The following is a 19173-nucleotide window of genomic DNA, read 5'->3' as shown; positions in this document are numbered from 1 at the left end:
TTTTGTGGGATCAGGCTTTTGGCTAATACGTTTAGGATAAACTCCTGAATAGTTCTTTATATACGTTCTTGCTCACTTCTGCATCAGTGAATACTTCTAGTATTTTGCGTTTTCCTGTTTTCACGAAAGGGATGAGGTTTTGTTCCAATTCCTTTAATGAAGTGCATGGATAATATTCGAACCCAAATTCTTTGGCTACATGGCTGGCATCCTTTTGTTGATGAGTTTCAAAAAACTCTTCGAGCTCAGGTTGGCCAGATGGACCTTCAATCATTCTGAATATACCTCCACCATGATTGTTGAACACCACAATACTTAGATTTTCAGGAACGTGATTGTGCCAAAAACCATTTCTGTCATAAAGAAATGCCATATCTCCAGTGAGTAGAAACGTAGGTCTTTGGGAGACTATGGCTGTTCCTACAGCTGTGCTATTAGAACCATCAATCCCGCTGGTTCCTCTATTGCAATAGACCTCAATATCCTTGTCATTGCTCAAGCCAATTACGTTGGCGTATCTCACGGCCATGCTGTTGGCCAGATGTAAGTCCGAGCCTGAGGGAAGCGCATGAAGGACTTTTTTGTAACAATCAAAGTCAGAGATATCATCAGACCCGAAATGTTCTATATGCTTTTTGGTTTTGGAATCAATATTTGACCATTCGCCTTGGAAAGTTCTTTGGCTGTCGCTGGCGACAAATATTTGTTCAAGTTCTTTCAAGAAATCAATTTCAGACACAGCGAAATGCTTGGCTAATGAGAGATAGGTGTCTGGTGCCTTAGTTTCCTGACGAACATGCCAATGGGCTTTAGGTCTCAAATCACGAAGAAAGAGCTTTAAGTTTTTGCTAATTACGGACATGCCAATAGTGATCAATAAATCTGGTTGCAGGTTTGTGTCCTTTGAACCTTTCAGAAATACATCCTGACTACTGATGACATCTTCCACTTGATGGGCATTGGATATAACATCCGCCACAATTGGGATTTTACTTTCAATTGAAAGGGAAGTGAGGAGTTTGATCGTTGATGGATCTTTCGTTGATTGCCCAACGATTATTAGTACTCGAGAGAAATTAGAAAGATCTTTTAGTTCTGACTTCCAGTTATTTAAAGGAGCGTTGTCTGAAATAAAAACCGGTAGACTTTTCGAAAAATTATGACCTTGTTCGGTTGTAGGATAAAAAGGTTCTCTGAAAGGAATATTGATGTGAACGGGTCCCATTTCAGCTTCCAAACAGCAATTGATTGCTTGGTTGATTGTTTCGTGGCCGAGTGCTGTACCTTCTTCAGTTTCTTCTAATGAAGGAAAAACCAAGGATTTTTTGACGTGATTGCCAAAGAGTTGCTCTTGATAGATCGTTTGACCGTCTCGTTGTCCGATCCATTCAGGAGGGCGATCGGCAGAAAGAATGAGCAAAGGCACTTGATTGAAATAGGCTTCCGCCACCGCTGGAGCATAGTTCAAAGCTGCCGATCCAGAGGTGCAAATGAGCACTGTCGGTAATTTTGTTTTAAGACTTATGCCTAGCGCAATGAAGGCGGCCGATCGTTCATCAGGTACGCTATAGCATTCAATTTCAGGATGCCTAGAAAAGGCAATGGTTAAAGCAGCATTTCTTGAACCTGGGGAAATTACGGCATGTTTGACACCTTTCAAATGACAAATTTGTACTAAATCAAATACAGATTGAAGGTTCATGCGTTAGGCTTGAATGACATTGAGCAAGGTTTGAAATTTAATTTCAGTTTCAGTCCATTCTTTTTCTGGATCACTATCTTCCGTTACACCTGCTCCGGCAAACAAAATAAGGTCGTTCTTATAAACCTGGGCACACCTGAGATTCACATATAATGCTGTTTTCCCATCATAGTTCACGGGGCCCAGGTAACCACTATAATAGGCACGGTCATAGGCCTCATTTTCTTGAAGAAACTTGGCAGCTGGAATCATTGGCATGCCACAAACTGCAGAAGTGGGATGTAACAAATCGAGCATAACACTACCCAATTGAGGGAAGTTAACCTCCTTCATGTTTACTTTAAAAGTAGTCTTGAGATGTATGAGGTTTCCTGCCTTGACCGTTTTTGGACCGTATTCATCAAACTCACGCAGTCTAATTTTTTTAAAACAATTGATTATATATCGACTGACGAGTGCTTGCTCCTCAATTTCTTTTTGTGTCCAGCTCACTTGTGCAAGTTCAAAGCCTGGTCTTATTTCTTGTGTGCCTGCTAAGGATATAGTTTCAAAATTCTGTTCTTCATCTACCGAAATAAGAAGCTCAGGAGTTGCTCCCAACCATAACCCTTGATTTGGTAAATAGACTAGTGACACGAATGCATTTTCATAGGCTTCACATAGTTTGGCCAGTTCTTTTACCGGATGGAAACTTTTCTCAGTTCTGAATTTTTCTCTTCTGGAGGGAACGATTTTTTGATAGTAACCTTCGTTGATAGACTCTTTACATTTTTGTACCAATTGGAGAAAAGAATCCTTTGATGTTTTGAATGGAGCTGGAGCCTCCAGAAAATCACGATAGTCAAAAGATTGGTCTTCATGAATTTGAGAGAGTTGCTGAACGAATTTTTCAAATTTTCCCTCTTTGTCTTTAAACCCTGGACTTAAAAGAATTTCATTGAGGTCACTGTCAAGTAGTACGTCCGACTTTATAAACTGTGTATCATGATTTTCAGAAGATTCAAAAGGACTTACAAGAAAGCCTGTTGGGGAATTTTCTATTTCCTCTGGAACATCGTTGTCCTGATCGAGTTGAAGCGTGGATTGAATAATAGATTCACGTGGGTTGCGCCATATGGCAAAAGGCAAATCCATTTTTATGCCTGCACTGAAAAAACTTTCTAGTTTTTCGTAAAATGCAGTGGTAGGTGTGGTTTGAGTAGATTGTTTGCTTGCTTCCATTACTTTTTATCAATCACGGCCATAGTTATTCTACTTACACATACGAGTTGATGGTCCTCATTGGTGATTTTTATTTCCCAAACCTGAGTTTTTTTTCCAACGTGAAGTGGACGAGCAGTACCCTCTACGAATCCACTTTTTACTGATTTAATATGGTTAGCGTTGATATCGAGTCCTACGCAGTACTTGTCATTTGGGTCAACAGTCATTGTTGCGGCTATGCTTCCTAGCGTCTCTGCTAAAACCACTGAAGCCCCTCCATGCAGCATTCGAAAGGGTTGTACCGTTCGGCTATCTACCGGCATGGTGGCTTTTACGTAATCCTCTCCAATTTCAGTGAATTCTATACCAATGTGATCTGTCATTGTGTTTTTTGAGAAGGCATTGATACCTTCGAGGGTAAACGTGGGGAGGAACATTCTTTCTTTCAATTAGTGGGTTATATTCGCCTGATACAAACAAAAAGACAATTCACTTGAAAACCAAAAATATATACATCATCCGACATGGTCAGACTGATTTCAATCTTGAAAATAAGGTACAAGGACGGGGGATAGATTCATCTATTAATGCCACGGGTCGTAAGCAAGCTGAAGATTTTTTTGAATATTATAAAGAGGTACCTTTTGATAAAGTTTATGTTTCGGGATTGAAACGTACGAAGGAGTCCGTACAGCAATTTATCGATCTGGGAATTCCTTACGAATCTCATGACGGATTGGATGAAATCAGTTGGGGCAAACATGAAGGACAACCTTATGATCCAGTCATGCATCAAATTTATCTAGACACTATTGCAGGTTGGGCTGAAGGTAAATTAGATCTGGCGGTGGGGGAAGGTGAGTCTCCCTTAGAAGTGGTTGAAAGACAAAAAACTGCCATGGATTGTATTATGGCCAATAAATCCGAAGAAAATGTATTGATCGCTACTCATGGACGTGCCATGCGTATGTTGGTGTGTTGGCTGCTAAACTATCCGCTTGAGAAAATGGATTCATTTCAACATTCGAACCTTTGTTTGTACCAATTGCAATATGGTGAAGGACAATACCGAGTGATCGAGCACGGAAGTACAAAACATTTGGGTAGCTAGCTCAAATATTTTCACAAACAGATTGCTCTTGATCTCAAGAATGATTAACTTAAATATCCGAAGCCGTCCTTGAACGGTTGGCACGGTTAGCCGGCGAGATTTAATCCATCTTTAAAAATGCTTGCTTAGCCCAAAACCCGGTGAAGCCGGGTTTTGGTTTATTTGACCACCCCCTGTATTCCATCAATTGTATTGATCTAAACCCATTCGAAATTTTTGATATTATAGATTTAGGAGAGCGTTATTAAGTTTAAGCTCCTTTTCAACATTTTACCCAAATTTTACAATCATAAAAAAACCAAACTCAAAGCAACAAACTGTAGATGGATATAACGAGCAATTGACCTATAGATCCGCCTTGGATGCTATGTCAGATGCTATTTATTTGACCAATGACAAAGGTTTAGTGACTTATGCCAATAGGGCCATGCTTGACCTTTTCGAAATAGAAGAATCTATTTTGCTTAAAAATAAACTGGCTAATATCGATTCTGAATATAAAGATTTTGAATTGCTTGGATTGGAGGATCAGAAAGTATTGGCCTCCAAACAACCACAAGAGAATTTTTATGATTTTAGAAGTAAGTCATCTTACAAAATTGATCAAGCAAGAACTTCAAAATCTCCCATTTTTGATGATAAAGGGAATGTAATTGGTATAAGTGCTCATATTACTCCCATCGGTGAGAATTATATAAGTAGCAATCTGTTGGCTCGAGGTGTAAAACATTACCAAAACATACAACAGCTGACACTCTCCATTTCCAAATTAAATAGCGAGCAAGCTATCTTATGGGAACTTGCCCAAGAATGTGCCAGGTTGCTATCTCTGAGCGATTGTGTGATTTATATCTATAATGAAAATGATCAACAATTGGCTCAAAAAGCCGCTTATGGGGCTAAAGGAAAAGGAAGAGTCGTTTTGTCACCTATTAGCCTGAAAGTAGGTGAGGGTATCGTAGGTAAATGTGCTCAACTGAAGAAAACAATTTTGGTAGACGACCTCACAAAAGACAAGGATTATGTAGAGGATGCCTATGTTGCCTTGAGTGAAATTAGCGTACCTATCCTGTTTCAAGACAAAGTGATTGGAGTGATTGATAGTGAGTCTCCTGAATTTGGCTTTTACAATATCAAACACAAGGATTTTCTAGAGGCAATCGCTGCTATTGCTGCGTTGAAAATTTCTGAGTTAAGAAATCTAAAGGACGTAAGTGAAAAGGAACAATACCTAAAACAAATTCTTGAAAGTCCGAAAGATCTAATGGCCTACTCCATAGATAATGAGTTTTGCTATAGGTCATTCAATAAAAATCATGCAAGAATTATCAAAGATGATTTTAACGTGGACATTGAAATCGGGATGAACGTGCTTGATTTTGTAGACGATGAAGCCGAGAGGGAAGAATATCGAATGAGTTTTGAAATGGCATTGAAAGGCTCTGATTTTGCTGTTTTGGAAAAATATAGAAACAAGAAAGATGGCTCAATCAGCTATCTGGATAAGTTCTATTCTCCGTTGTATTCCATTGATGGTGAGATAATAGGTGTAACAGCATTTATTCGTGATATCACCGATGAAAAAATGGTTTCATTGAAGTTGGAAGAGCGGGAAAGGCTAATTCAGACCATCAATGAAAACATTAAAGATGGCATCTTTAGGTACAGTGTGAGTCGAGGTTTTTTGTATTCGAATAGTGCTTTGCTCGATTTGTTTGGTGTTGAACCACCTGGAGAGAAAGTGGTGGACCTGCAAAATTTTCATGTGTTCAAGCACATGCACCTCAAGATTTATAATGAAATTCTGCAAAATGGTTCCGTGGAAAATAAGGAGGTACACTTTAAGAAAACAGACGGAACTACATTTTGGGGTCTTTTAGATTGCACTTTGACTGTAGATGGGGAAGAGCAATTGATAGACGGGGTTATTACGAATATTACCATTCTTAAAGAGATGAGTCAAAATCTCATCAAGACGAATTCTGAGATGGATCAGCTGGTGTATAGAACTTCACATGATCTTCGCGCACCAATTGCCTCGTTGTTAGGTTTGGAAAGTTTATTGGATGTCAGAGTAAAAGACGAAGAACAACGCGAACTTTTGGGCATCATGAAGGGCCAACTCAAGCAATTGGATAGCATCATTCTGGACATCATTACCTACAGGAAGGTAGCCAAATTAGGACTCACAAAAGATGTGATTTCAATAGAAGAAATGATCAATAATATTCTGAAAGGCATGCAATTCATGGAAAATTATGATCATGTAGAAAAGACTATTAAGATAGATGCTACTTCTGAATTCGTCAATGATAAACACAACCTGCAAGTCATTTTCAATAACCTACTTTCTAACGCCATCAAATATTCCAAAAAGGAAGAAAATGGTTTTATAAATATAGTAGTCGATATCGATGAAGAGAAATTAGTGATAGTGATAGAAGACAATGGAATTGGTATCGAAAAAGGCTACCTGAGTAGAGTCTTCAATATGTTCTACCGTGCGACCAACTATGCGACCGGGACAGGTTTGGGTTTATTTATTGTAAAAGAAGCAGTGACCAAACTGGAAGGAAATATAAAGGTGGACTCAAAGGAAGGAGAGGGAAGTACCTTTGTGGTTTCAATACCTAACCTTATTCAAGTCGATTAAACAATCAACAATCCCGTTTTTCGTAAGGTCTGCCAGCCTTGAGATTTTGTCAGCTTATCAAAACTTTCTGAATTGTTGGATTCGTAAGCCTCGCGAAATTTGCCTAGTGTGATTGAAACTTCATTGTTGAGTGTTAGGCTTGGAAAAAGTTTGTTCAATACTTCACCTTGTGATTTACTAAAAATGGCTGTTTCAGAAGCTTGATTGGTGTGAATTAGAAACTTACACTTTTCTGATGTTTTTCCTTTTTGCTTTTTGGTGTAAAATGAAGCTGCCGGAATTGGGAGAGTCCAAAGTAGTTTGTTGTTGTCGCTGGCTTGAGTGCCTGGATTATTCTGAATGGCCATTTCAATCTGATAAGGAGAAATGGTGGTTTCCGGAATTTCAAAATCAAACCATTCTTGTAGTGGAAAATCAAAACATGCACCATGCATGTAGTTGAACAATGATTTTCTTAGGCCTTCACTAAAAATCGCATGATCCGTACCCTGCGTATCCTCATGCGGGATATCGTTGTGTGCAAAACTTCCAGTTTCCGCTAAAAGTGATTTTGCACCAAAAGCCTCGGGGTTCATGCCAACTGGACTATGGGCAGTCATAGCAAACTGATGCCAAAAACCGGACTGGATAACGCCCAGTTCAAACAACTGGCGAACCATTTCAAGAGAATCTACGGTTTCTTGTTCTGTTTGAGTAGGAAATCCATACATCAAATAAGCATGTACCATAATGCCACTTGCCGTGAAGTTATCAGTTACTTGTGCCACTTGCGCTACAGTTACACCTTTTTGAATTTGTTCAAGTAATCGATCTGAGGCCACCTCAAGACCCCCTGATACAGCAATACAACCTGAAGCTTTTAATAGCCGACATAAATCTGGCGTAAATCTCTTTTCAAACCTGATGTTAGTCCACCAGGTGACCTTCATTTTTCTTCGTAGGATTTCAATAGCAACTTCTCTCATGAGTGCGGGAGGAGCCGCCTCATCTACAAAGTGAAAACCGGTTTCACCGGTCTGATTGATCTGGTCTTCCATTCTGTCACAGATGATCGATGCGCTGATGGGCTCATAGTTTTTTATGTAGTCGAGTGAAATATCGCAAAACGTGCATTTTTTCCAGTAGCATCCATGTGCCATGGTCAATTTGTTCCATCGACCGTCGCTCCACAAGCGGTGCATAGGGTTTGTAATTTCGATTACCGAAAGGTACTTGTCAAGTTCTAACCCTTCGTAACTGGGTGTACCCGTTTGGCTAAATGGTACATCGGGAAGCTTAGCTCCATTGAGGTATTCTATTTTTCCATTTTGTTCAGTAAGTGTTCTTTTTAGATGTTCAAGGGAAATCTTACCTTCTAGATGCTCTAATAGCAATTGCGCAGGTCTTTCGCCATCATCCAAAGTAATGAAATCAATAAATTCAAAAAGACGGACGTCTTTCAAATTTCTCAGTTCAGTATTTGGGTAGCCTCCACCCATAGCCACTTTGGTGTCTGGGTAATGCTCTTTTATGAACTGCCCGCAACGCAGTGCTCCATATAGATTTCCAGGAAAGGGTACGGATAGACAGACTAAGGTAGGTTTGTGTTGCTCTAGTTTTTGTTTCAAACAATCAAATAGTATGTCATCTGTAAATGAGGGTTCTTGATTGAGTGATTCGTAGAGTGGGTCAAACGATTCTGCTGAAAGACTCAAACGCTCCGCATATCGACTAAATCCAAAAAAAGGATCAATGGTATTTTTAATCAAATCAGCTAGGTCCTCCAAATACAAAGTAGCCAGATGCCTGGCCTTATCCTGAATGCCCAGATTGCCAAAAGCCCAATCCAAATCATCTAATTGCCTGAACCTTGAAGCTTCGGGCAGATAGTCTCTTTCAGCAATGGAGTAGGCAAGTGTTGGGTTTTTGTTTTGCAGAAAAGATATTACAGGTTCGATGGTAGCCAAATATTCTTCCATTAAAGAGACTATTCTCTGCTCATTAGATTCAAGCGCTATTTCAACATTAGCAATGGTTTGAAACAATCGAGATAGACCGTCTTTTGTAAACAGAGACAGAATAACTTCAATTCCCAAATCAACTTGTACTGATGTAGCATTAATCGTATTTAGATAGCCTTTGAGATACGCAGTTGCGGGGTAAGGGGTGTTGAGTTGGGTGAAAGGGGGAGTAACAAGTAGTGTATGAATTTTGGATGCCATCTTGGACGTAAAGTTCGCTATTGTCTTTGAAATACCAGCATCATAAAACAAAAAGAGGGCAACTCAATGAGTGACCCTCTTTATTACCTGTTTAATATCTTAATTCTTATTTCATGCTGAAAGCTGGTTCGCAATTGATTTTCGCAATGCTTACTGCCTCAGGTGTTTCCACCATAATTTCTAAATTGTTTTTTACCACTACAATTTTGTCAAATTTTTCATTGACGTACGGAGAGTGAAGATCAACATAGTGATATTCTGCGTCAGATTTTTTAGGAACTTTAAAATCATGAATTTCTACTACGCCTACCTGTCGATCATTTTTGTCTACTAGATACAAAGTCAGATCTACTTTGAATAAGTCAAACTCTGTATTGTTTTTCAATCGATAGGTAACTTCAAAATTGTCCCAGCCGTATTTTTCTACACGATTAATCTTTTTGACATCTATACTGACACCCTGATTGATTTTGTGCTGGGTATAGGAATTAATTTCCTGGGCGGTCGCTGTAGCTCCTAGAGCACCAACCAATAGCACGGTTAATAGTTTTTTCATCTGCTTAACATTTTTTATTTCAAAGGCCGACCCACCGATCGACACAAACTGTTGGTCTCCGATGAGACCTATTCATAACACATTTTTAAAACTCAATAATGATACCATTATTATGTCGTGAGCAAGATATTTTATAAACAACGATTGGGAGGGTTACCCTCATTTGTTTTGATAATTATTGAATATGAAGTTGATTCTTTTGCTAAGTGAATGATTTATTGGCTATATATCAATATTTTTCGATCAATGCCGCAATTATTCTTATGATTAGTATGTCTTTTAATTCGGTCTATCTGATAATATTCCTTTTAATTTGCGACTATGGATTTTGTGAGTGGTAAGAAAATATTGGTGACTGGTGGTGCCGGTTTTATTGGTTCCAACCTTTGTGAAAAACTCTTGGACTTAGATAATCAGGTGGTTTGTCTCGATAATTTTTCTACTGGAAAAAGGGAGAATATAGAGCCATTTATCAAAGATGCTGGATTTACTCTGATCGAAGGGGATATCAGGGATTTGGCTGTTTGCCATGCGGCAGTTATGGATGTAGATTTTGTTTTGCATCAAGCGGCGCTGGGTTCAGTACCTAGGTCTATCAATGACCCTATTATTACTAACGAAGTCAATGTCTCTGGTTTTTTGAATATGTTGGTAGCTGCGAAAGAGTCAAAAGTTCAACGCTTCATATATGCGGCCAGCTCTTCTACTTATGGAGATTCGGAGAAGCTGCCCAAAGTTGAACCAAACATTGGGAAGCCTTTGTCACCTTATGCCATAACTAAGTATGTCAATGAGCTTTATGCGGAAATTTTTCACAAAACCTATGGATTGAATTCAATTGGTTTACGATACTTCAACGTTTTCGGAAAAAAACAAGATCCGGATGGTGCATATGCAGCTGTAATACCAAAGTTCATTAAAACTCTCATGAAGCATGAATCGCCGATAATCAACGGAGATGGCGCATATTCTAGAGACTTCACATACATTGACAACGTGATTCAAATGAATCTTTTGGCGCTAGGCACGACTAATGAAGCGGCATTGAATCAAGTCTACAACACGGCATATGGGGAACGAAACACCCTCAATGACTTGACCAATTGGTTACAGAAATATCTTAGTGAGTATGACCCTGCTATCAATAATATTGAAATTATTCATGGGCCCGAAAGACAAGGAGATATTCCCCATTCATTAGCCAGCGTTGATAAGGCGAAAAATCTTTTGGGCTATGATCCCAAATTTAATTTTCAGTCGGGATTAAGAGAAACTGTCAAATGGTACTTTGAGAGCCATTAAAAGGAAGCATTTTGATAAATTATAACCACATGAAATTATGCCTGTAGATTCATTAATTATTAATGACTTTATAAAAAAAAATCAACTGTTTCCAACCCTTGAGGATAATGAACTAAATGAATTCATTGAGATCATGTCTGTGGAAGAATACAAAAAAGGTGAGGTCATTTTTACTATGAATGATATACCTAAATATATGTTTATCATTATGAATGGTCTGGTGAAACTCACGATCAATGGGAGTGAATTTAAATCTTTGATGCCAGGAGAAATATTTGGTGAAATTGGTATTATCAATCAAGCTATTCGCTCTGGTGAAACTCAAGCTGCCAAGGACTCTATTATCATTAGAATTGAAGGAGAGAAACTATTCAATTCTGAGTTTCTTAACTCATCTATAGCATTGAAAGTAGTGCGTCAGTTGAGTGCAAATATTTCAAGCTATTTGATCACTCGCGAGCAGGCTACCACCCAAGAAATCATAAGACGTGGCGAAGGTGATTTCATTGAATTCAAATCTACTCTAAGAATAAATTTAAGGACAGGACAGAAAGATACTGCAATTGAAAAGGCTAGTTTGAAAACTATTGCGGCTTTTCTGAATTCCAAGGGAGGAACATTATTGATAGGTGTTGAAGATGATGGTAACGTGCTTGGTACAGAAACAGACCGTTTTCCAAATTCAGATAAGTTGCTTCTTCATTTAACGAACTTGATAAAAGATAAATTAGGCAGTATCCACTTGAAGTTTGTTGATATGCATCTTGTAAATATTGATGAGAAAAGTGTTTTAAGAGTAGATTGTCATTCAACAGCTTCACCCGCCTATTTAAACTTTGATGGCAAGGAAGAGTTTTTTATTCGGACAGGACCTTCTACTACAAGTATGAGACTTAGTAAAATTTATGCATACATTTCAGATCGTTTTTATTGATAGACAGTCGAATGTCCAAAGGGCGCCATTTCTTTTAGGGGATTGCTGATTTTCTAAATGTCATTATAGTAATTTAGCTTTTCATGTACCCAAAAATAAATATGAAAAAACTAGCTTTCTTTTTACTGGTAGCCACAGTTGGCTGCAGTAATAAAACCGAAAACAGTGTCTCAGAAGTAGACCGATTTCTTACTTCCTATACAGATCAATTTTTAAAACTGTATGCTGAATATAGTGAAGCAGAATGGGAGGCCAATACCAAAATTGTAGATGGAGATACCTTGGCTGCTTACAATGTATCTCAAGCGGGAGGAGCTTATGCTACCTTCACTGGGAGTGCTGAAAATATTGAAAAGGCAACCAAATTTCTACAGAATAAAGAATCACTAACAGACCTTCAAGTCAAACAGTTGGAGGCTATACTCTATGCGGCGGCATCTAATCCTGGAACAGTTTCTGACCTGGTGGAAGAAAAGATTAAGGCGGATGCCGCTCAGAATGCAGCACTGTTTGGGTTTGACTTCCAAATCGATGGAAAATCTGTAACTACCAACGAACTTGATGAAATATTGAAGTCTAGCAATGATCTAGAAGAACGATTAGCCGCATGGCAAACCAGTAAGGAAGTAGGTGTGGGGCTAAAGGATGGGCTTTCCAATTTGGTGAGATTGAGAAATCAAACGGTGCAAGCGCTGAATTACCAAGACTATTTTACTTATCAGGTGTCAGACTATGGAATGAGCAGAGAAGAGATGCTCATGTTGTGCGAAAAATTGATTCAGGATATTTGGCCATTATATAGAGAGTTACATACCTATGCTCGATATGAGTTGGCGTCTAAGTATGGACAAGAAGTTCCTGAAATGCTGCCTGCACATTGGCTGCCAAATCGATGGGGACAGAGCTGGTCTTCGATGGTCGAAGTAGAAGGGATTGACTTGGATGCCATTTTGGAAGAAAAAGGATCAGAATGGCTCGTCAAACAAGCTGAGCAATTTTATGTGAGTATGGGATTTGAGCCATTACCTCAAAGCTTTTATGATAAGTCAAGTTTGTATCCGCTTCCTGAAGGTGCTGATTATAAAAAGAACAATCATGCCTCTGCCTGGCACATGGATTTGCAAAATGATGTAAGAAGTTTAATGAGTGTGACTCCAAATTCAAGATGGTATGAAACTACTCACCATGAATTGGGGCATATTTACTACTACATGGAATACACGAATCCGAATGTGCCACCTTTACTCAGAGGCGGAGCTAATAGAGCTTTTCATGAAGGTGTAGGTTCGCAAATGGGACTTGCAGCTATGCAAAAGCCATTCTTAGAAGGACTTGGTTTGATTGAAGAAGGAGTGGACACTGATGAAATGCAAACTTTGCTTAAGGAAGCATTGGACATGGTAGTGGTGATGCCGTGGGGTTCTGGTGTGATGACTCAATTTGAAAATAGTCTCTATGCCGAGTCTTTGCCTGTTGATCAATACAATCAAAAATGGTGGGAGTTGAAGAAGAAGTATCAAGGTATCGTTCCTCCATCGGAAAGAGGAGAAGAGTATTGCGATGCGGCATCAAAAACTCATATCAACAATGACCCCGCACAGTACTATGACTATAGCTTGTCTACGGTTATCTTGTTTCAATTGCATAATTATATAGCGGAGAATATCTTGAAACAAGATCCTCGTGCTACGAACTACTATGGTTCCAAAGAAGCAGGTGCGTTCTTGCAAAATATCTTATCTAAGGGAGCTACCGAAGACTGGAGAAAGCTAATGAAAGAAAACACGGGGGAAGAAATCAGTGCCAAAGCCATGCTTAAATATTTCGAGCCGTTGATGGCTTATTTACAAGAAGTAAATGAAGGACGAGCCCATACATTAGGCGACTCACCAATGTAAGCTTCTGCATAAGGGAAAATGAACAAAGGCTACGAATTTCGTAGCCTTTGTTGTTTTATGGAATTCTAAGTTACACGAACTAAAAATCCTTTCTTATGGAACTCGGATTGCTATGGCTAATCAAGCTACTTTTGTAATTCACTCGAGCACATGGAAGAAGAAAACAATAGCCAGGCAGATTCAAATCAACATACTGCATGGTCTGAAGAACAAATCAATCAATGTATTGCGGTATTAGAATCACTTACCGTTGATACGAATCAGATCTTTGAGATCCCCAAGGCGCAGCGTTTGGCTTTATTGATGGCTGCTGGAAAACTGTCGAGACCGGATAAGGAAGAACTCCTGAAACGGAAAAAAGGAGCAAGGAAATCAATCAAAAAGAAGCAACAAGAAAAGGACAAACAGGCCCGTAAGAATACTGGAATAAGGAGTGCAAGAGAAGCGTCAATATTTGTGGCACCCAAAATGATTGCGCTAACTGGAGAAAATGAACAAGAAACGGTTTTGGAATCTCCTAGAGAATGTTATGTCTGTAAAAACAGTTACCATACACTGCATCACTTCTATGACACCATGTGCAAGTCTTGTGGTGATTTTAATTATGCCAAGCGTTTTCAATCTGCTGATATGACGGAGCAGGTGGCTTTGGTTACTGGGTCGCGACTCAAGATCGGCTATCATATTTCTTTGATGATGCTTAGGGCAGGAGCAACCGTAATAGCCACTACAAGATTCCCTAAAGATTCGGCTCTGAGATATGCCAAAGAACCAGATTTTAAGGATTGGAGTCATCGGCTCAAAATTCATGGACTAGACCTTAGGCACATTCCTAGTGTTGAAATATTTTGTAATTTCATTGAACAGCAATATGATCGATTGGATGTATTGATCAACAACGCAGCGCAAACGGTTCGGAGACCCGCCGGTTTCTATTCACATCTCATGCCTACTGAGCAGCAAGCATTTGAGGAGCTTCCTATTCACGCACAAACTTTGCTTTCTGATCATGAGCAGTGTGTGCAGGAACTAAAAGAATTGAGTGCTGATTTCAAGCAAGGTCAAAGTAGGAACATACCCGTTTCCTGGCATGGCAAACAGCTTGGGATTGGCTTAAGTGCTTCTGCACAATTGTCTCAGATTCCCTATAGCATTGACAATTCGCTCACGGTCGAAGAAGTATTCCCAGAAGGCAAACTGGATGCTGATCTGCAGCAAATAGACCTAAGGAAAACCAATAGTTGGCGTCTAAAGCTCGGTGAAGTAGATACTATCGAAATGCTTGAAGTGCAATTGGTGAACTCCGTAGCTCCCTTCGTTCTCAACAACCGACTGGTGAATTTGATGAAGAAAGAGAATACCGGAATGAAGCACATTATCAACGTATCTGCCATGGAAGGAAAATTTCATCAATTCCATAAAGAGTCACGCCACCCTCATACCAATATGGCTAAAGCGGCATTAAATATGATGACTTTGACTTCTGCGGCCGAATTGCACAAGCATGGAATTTATACCAATGCCGTTGATACCGGTTGGGTTACGGATGAAGATCCTGTAGAATTGGCCAAACGCAAAGAGGAACTACACGATTTTCAGCCGCCATTGGATATAGTAGATGGAGCTGCCAGAGTCCTTGATCCTCTATTTGAGGGTATTAATACAGGCAAGCACTGGAATGGTAAATTTTTGAAGGATTATAAACCGACTTCGTGGTAATAAAAAAGCCCCGCAAACGCGAGGCTTTCTTTGTGGAGTCGGAGGGAATCGAACCCTCGTCCAGATAAGGTCATATTGGACCGTCTACATGCATAGTTGAAACTTAGGATCTCGTAGGAGAGCTGGCGTTCAACAACCCACTTTTCCTACCAGTTACTTTAGCTTCGCTATCGGTTAGCAACTTCGCCTCAAGCTAGTCTTACTAGGTGACACCCCTTGATCCTGCTCATAAGACAAAAGCCTGGAGGGATGTGTCTGTCTTGACTCTTAGCCAAGATTAATAATTTTCGCTATCGCAAAAAATTAAGCAGCCATGGCGTAATTAGATTCGCCAAATAGAATATGAGTAAATTGATCACGTGTGCTTACTCAACACCCGACATGCAAGTACAATATCCACACTTACTGTCAAAACCGGTCGACCCCATAAATCAATGAACAACAATTAGCCATCGGCTTTTTGCGGTTGCAAACTTAGTGGATTATACGAGAATATATGATTAGGAGATGCTAGATTTTATAAATTCAAGTACTTAATAAAATCTCATGAATTGAACCTTTCAGCAAAGAATACGACTACTTATTGATGATGCGCGAAAAATCAAACCTGCTAGACGAATGGCTGGTGCTAAATGCACAGCAGGGTGATGAGATAGCTTTTCGCCACTTGGTCACCAAATGGCATAAAAAGCTGCTATATCAATCCTACATCAGAACGAACGATTGGGAACAGTCTGAAGATATTGTGCAGGATGTTTGGCAATGGTTGATAGGCAATCTGCATAAACTCAAAGATGTAAGTAAGTTCAGCGCATGGATTCGGACCATAGTAGATCGACGATCAATTGATTGGGTACGAAAGCATCAAAGAGAAAGAGCGAATCAAAAGCAATATGTAAATGGAGCTGATCAAATTGATAACATTAGTATTACAGATTTTGCAGATAGTACTTCAGCATCTAGTGAGGGCCTGATCAAAGCGATGGAAAATACCTTGGAGCAATTGAATCCGGATAGTAAACTGATTTTGGTGCTTTATTATTTAGAATCTAACTCCATCGAGTCTATTGCTGGCATCTTAAGTATACCAAAAGGAACCGTCAAATCAAGACTGTTTCATGCTCGTGAAAAATTAAAGAAATTATTAAAACCACAGAATCATGAAAAACCAGAATGAAGAGATCGATGAAATGATCAAAACGGCGCTTTCTAATGAAGAAGCTGCCTATTATGAAAATCTAAAAGAACAATCGCCATTTGAAATGATTGGCGGACTGCTCGAAGGAAAAATGAAATGGTGGACCATCGGAGGTGGTATTATCTCTCTTGGCTTTGTAGTATTATCTGTATTTTGTTTATTAAAGGTACTTGAGATCGAGGAGACCAATTCTCTTATTCGATGGAGTTTAGCTTTAATAGGGGCTATGACTGTCCCTACGATGCTGAAGTTGTGGAATTGGCATCAAATGCAGCGCAACGCTATCCTTCGCGAAATCAAAAGATTACAGCTGCTGTTGGCGCATAAAGACTAAAATGTTAGTGCACTACTTGAACGAAAGCGATATTCGTTCAAGTAGTCATTTCACTAGTATCAAATCGGGTTTTCTATTGACGGACTTTGCGGAGTAAAGGCCTCGTAGCCATTTTCGGTGATATAGAAACAATCTTCGAGTCTTACTCCAAGTTCACCATAAAGATAAATTCCCGGCTCATTCGAGAAGCACATACCTGGTTGCATAGGAGTAGTGTTGCCTTTGACAAGGTATTCCCACTCATGAAAGTCCATTCCTATGCCGTGACCAACCCTATGAAAGAAATTTTCATACCCATTGCCAAAACCATATTTATCTACAACCGCCCGTGCCGTAGCATCCAAGAGTTCGCATGGCACGCCCGCTTTGGCTTTTTCGTAAACTGCCGTTTGCGCTTCTTTCACAATATTCCAAATGTCTTGTTGGCGTTGGGTTGGTTTTCCGAAGGTTGTAGTTCTGGTAATGTCTGCCTGGTAGCCACCCAGCTTACATCCACCATCTATTAGAACCATGTCTCCCTCTTTCAATTGTTGCACCGTTTTGCTTCCATGTGGAAATGCGGTGTATTCACCAAACATAGCACCTGCCCAACCTGCTTCCGTAGCACCTAGAGCTGTACTAGCCTCTGCTACAATAGCACTCAAATCATATTGTGACATGCCTTCTTTGAGTTTTGAAAAACCAATTCTATAAGCTTCAAGTGTGATTTCATTGGCCTTTTTCATCAATGCTAACTCCTTAGTTGTTTTAATAGCTCGACATCCTGCTGTGATTGGCTTGGCGTTGATGAGAGTGGCTTGCCCTAAATAAGAGGAAATGCCATCCGATTGAAAAAATCTAACATTCTCTTCAATTCCTAAGGTGGCTGTAGCACCGCTTTTGGCCTTGAATAGTTGAGCAACTAACTCAAACGGATTTTCATGTTCTTCCCAACTGGAGACATCTCCTTCGAGCGTGATCATTTCTTCTAATCGTTCTTTTTCGAAAGCAGGCCCTATATATTGAAGTGTTCCATCAGAAAAAATGAGAACTCCTGTTAGCCGCTCACTTGGCCACCATTTAATTCCAGTAAAATACTCTAGTGAAGTACCTGATTCGATGAATATGCAATGAATTTGATGTTGCTGCATAAGTTGTGCAGCCTTTTCAATTCGTTGAATTCTATCTTCAGTATTGATATAGTCTACTCCTTCAACGATAGATTGAATTTTTACTTTTTTGTCAGTATGATCCGAAGTGGTGCATGAGGTTGAACCAATTAGCGCAAGACCCGACCCAGCCATCGCACTATTTTCTATAAATTTTCTTCTATTCACGTTTGGTATTTTCTTTAATGGAAAACCAATTTAGTGAAAATCCTAAATTTGAAGGTGAAGAGTTGATGAACGGTCAAAAAAAAATCCCGCTACGAGCGGGATCAGTATTTTTAGAAGTATACAGGACACAGTCCATCTTTCTTGCTGAACTTCAATGGTATTCTATAATTTAAGAATATTTCATGTGAACCAGCTGTGTAAGTTCCCAAGCTCCCAAATGGTATATCGTAGGCATAACCAATTCTAAAGTTTTCATTCAGCACCAATTGAGTCATTAACGAAAACGAATCTTGATAGCGATAGGAAACACCTGCATAAACAATTTCGTTGATGATGAAATTTAAGTTAACATCAAACGCGACTGGAGAGTCATCTTGCAAACGAAGCAAAACTGAAGGGCTAATCTTTAGATTACGACTTATATCTTTAACGAAACCAGCATTGATATAGTAGTATCTTGAAGCCTTGCCTTCCGATGGGATAGCGCTGTCTCCGCCACCATCAATCACGTCAGGGGTAAGAAAGTAGGGAATAGAAGCTCCTATGAAATAATCTCTATTCGCAAAGTAAATCCCCATGCCAAAGTTAGGATTAAAACTTTTTGTAAAGACTGATAAGGGATCGTCTTGTTCAAACCAGTTTATTTGATCCAAGTTCGACGTCCGCTGGTCAAAGCCTCCTTGAAGCCCCATGGCAAGGATACCTTTGCTCATTCGAATTTTGTAAGCAAAACTGCCGTAAACACTATATTGCTCATGTACACCAACTACATCTCTAACCACATTCAAGCCGACCCCAACATTCTTCTCACGGAGTGTTGTATGAGCAGTAAGTGATTGATAAACCGGTGCTCCATCAATATTAACCCATTGATTTCTGTTGGTCAATATAGCAGAGAACAAGTTTAGGCTACCTGCATACGCAGGGTTTAAAGCCAGACCATTATATGGATACGTAGAAAATACAGGTCTCTGCTGAGCCATAGTTAGCTGGCATACACAAACCAATACACCTATTAGAAGTCCCTTTACAATTTTCATTTATTA

15 protein-coding genes and 1 other RNA gene are annotated in these 19173 nt (G+C 39.5%); 8 read left to right on the top strand and 8 right to left on the bottom strand.

The annotated features are described in order from the left end of the window. Nucleotides 1–31 precede the first annotated feature (31 nt). Genes menD through R8N23_RS12895 form a run of 3 tightly spaced genes read right to left on the bottom strand, consistent with a single transcriptional unit; the run spans nucleotide 32 to nucleotide 3288 of the window. Nucleotides 32–1702, bottom strand: a complete 1671-nt coding sequence (gene menD / locus R8N23_RS12905; protein WP_318172019.1) for a 2-succinyl-5-enolpyruvyl-6-hydroxy-3-cyclohexene-1-carboxylic-acid synthase — start codon at nucleotides 1700–1702, stop codon at nucleotides 32–34. 3 nt (nucleotides 1703–1705) lie between these two features. Then, complete coding sequence (locus R8N23_RS12900) at nucleotides 1706–2923, bottom strand: chorismate-binding protein (protein WP_318172018.1); 1218 nt, start codon at nucleotides 2921–2923, stop codon at nucleotides 1706–1708. After that, entirely contained in the window at nucleotides 2923–3288 is a 366-nt protein-coding gene (locus R8N23_RS12895; RefSeq protein WP_318172017.1) for a hotdog fold thioesterase, read from the bottom strand. Before R8N23_RS12895 ends, R8N23_RS12900 begins: the two co-directional genes overlap by 1 nt. Nucleotides 3289–3398: 110 nt before the next feature. Between R8N23_RS12895 and R8N23_RS12890 the strand changes: the two genes are divergently transcribed. Both R8N23_RS12890 and R8N23_RS12885 read left to right on the top strand, forming a co-directional pair. After that, nucleotides 3399–4016 (top strand): histidine phosphatase family protein, encoded by a 618-nt coding sequence (locus R8N23_RS12890; protein WP_318172016.1) that lies wholly within the window; start codon nucleotides 3399–3401, stop codon nucleotides 4014–4016. Nucleotides 4017–4356: 340 nt separating this feature from the next. After that, nucleotides 4357–6669, top strand: a complete 2313-nt coding sequence (locus R8N23_RS12885; protein ID WP_318172015.1) for an ATP-binding protein — start codon at nucleotides 4357–4359, stop codon at nucleotides 6667–6669. Here R8N23_RS12885 and R8N23_RS12880 read toward each other — a convergent pair. Together R8N23_RS12880 and R8N23_RS12875 are read right to left on the bottom strand one after the other, a co-directional pair. Continuing rightward, the gene (locus tag R8N23_RS12880; protein ID WP_318172014.1) at nucleotides 6666–8870 is read right to left on the bottom strand and encodes a B12-binding domain-containing radical SAM protein; all 2205 of its coding nucleotides are present in this window, start codon (nucleotides 8868–8870) and stop codon (nucleotides 6666–6668) included. The two genes, R8N23_RS12885 and R8N23_RS12880, sit on opposite strands and share 4 nt — an antisense overlap. A 106-nt stretch (nucleotides 8871–8976) precedes the next feature. Then, nucleotides 8977–9426 carry a hypothetical protein gene (locus R8N23_RS12875; RefSeq protein WP_318172013.1) on the bottom strand — a complete coding sequence of 150 codons (450 nt, stop codon included), beginning with the start codon at nucleotides 9424–9426 and terminating at the stop codon, nucleotides 8977–8979. Nucleotides 9427–9747: 321 nt separating this feature from the next. On the opposite strand from R8N23_RS12875, the gene R8N23_RS12870 reads away from it, so the two are divergent. The 4 genes from R8N23_RS12870 to R8N23_RS12855 all read left to right on the top strand — a co-directional run bounded on the left by R8N23_RS12870 (nucleotide 9748) and on the right by R8N23_RS12855 (nucleotide 15279). Next, a complete protein-coding gene (locus R8N23_RS12870; RefSeq protein ID WP_318172012.1) occupies nucleotides 9748–10728 on the top strand; it encodes an SDR family oxidoreductase in 981 nt (326 codons plus the stop codon). Between the two features lie 37 nt (nucleotides 10729–10765). After that, a complete protein-coding gene (locus tag R8N23_RS12865) occupies nucleotides 10766–11662 on the top strand; it encodes an RNA-binding domain-containing protein (RefSeq protein ID WP_318172011.1) in 897 nt (298 codons plus the stop codon). A gap of 101 nt (nucleotides 11663–11763) precedes the next feature. Beyond that, the gene (locus R8N23_RS12860) at nucleotides 11764–13560 is read left to right on the top strand and encodes a M2 family metallopeptidase (RefSeq protein ID WP_318172010.1); all 1797 of its coding nucleotides are present in this window, start codon (nucleotides 11764–11766) and stop codon (nucleotides 13558–13560) included. A gap of 150 nt (nucleotides 13561–13710) precedes the next feature. Next, on the top strand, nucleotides 13711–15279 hold the full coding sequence (locus tag R8N23_RS12855; protein ID WP_318172009.1) for an SDR family oxidoreductase: 1569 nt from the start codon (nucleotides 13711–13713) through the stop codon (nucleotides 15277–15279). A 30-nt stretch (nucleotides 15280–15309) separates the two neighbouring features. Here the strand turns inward: R8N23_RS12855 and ssrA are convergent. Next, nucleotides 15310–15705: a transfer-messenger RNA gene (gene ssrA / locus R8N23_RS12850) on the bottom strand. A gap of 160 nt (nucleotides 15706–15865) precedes the next feature. Between ssrA and R8N23_RS12845 the strand changes: the two genes are divergently transcribed. After that, nucleotides 15866–16456, top strand: coding sequence for an RNA polymerase sigma factor (locus R8N23_RS12845; protein ID WP_318172008.1), 591 nt, complete (start codon nucleotides 15866–15868; stop codon nucleotides 16454–16456). Next, complete coding sequence (locus R8N23_RS12840; RefSeq protein WP_318172007.1) at nucleotides 16440–16811, top strand: DUF6768 family protein; 372 nt, start codon at nucleotides 16440–16442, stop codon at nucleotides 16809–16811. Before R8N23_RS12845 ends, R8N23_RS12840 begins: the two co-directional genes overlap by 17 nt. 59 nt (nucleotides 16812–16870) lie before the next feature. Here the strand turns inward: R8N23_RS12840 and R8N23_RS12835 are convergent, their stop codons facing one another. Continuing rightward, on the bottom strand, nucleotides 16871–18127 hold the full coding sequence (locus R8N23_RS12835) for a Xaa-Pro peptidase family protein (RefSeq protein ID WP_318172006.1): 1257 nt from the start codon (nucleotides 18125–18127) through the stop codon (nucleotides 16871–16873). Nucleotides 18128–18237: 110 nt separating this feature from the next. Further along, nucleotides 18238–19167, bottom strand: coding sequence for a type IX secretion system membrane protein PorP/SprF (locus R8N23_RS12830; protein ID WP_318172005.1), 930 nt, complete (start codon nucleotides 19165–19167; stop codon nucleotides 18238–18240). Nucleotides 19168–19173 lie beyond the last annotated feature (6 nt).

Origin of the sequence: Reichenbachiella sp. (assembly GCF_033344935.1) — a bacterium.
Classification (GTDB): Bacteria; Bacteroidota; Bacteroidia; order Cytophagales; family Cyclobacteriaceae; genus Reichenbachiella.
This window is presented reverse-complemented; position numbering and strand designations above follow the sequence as displayed.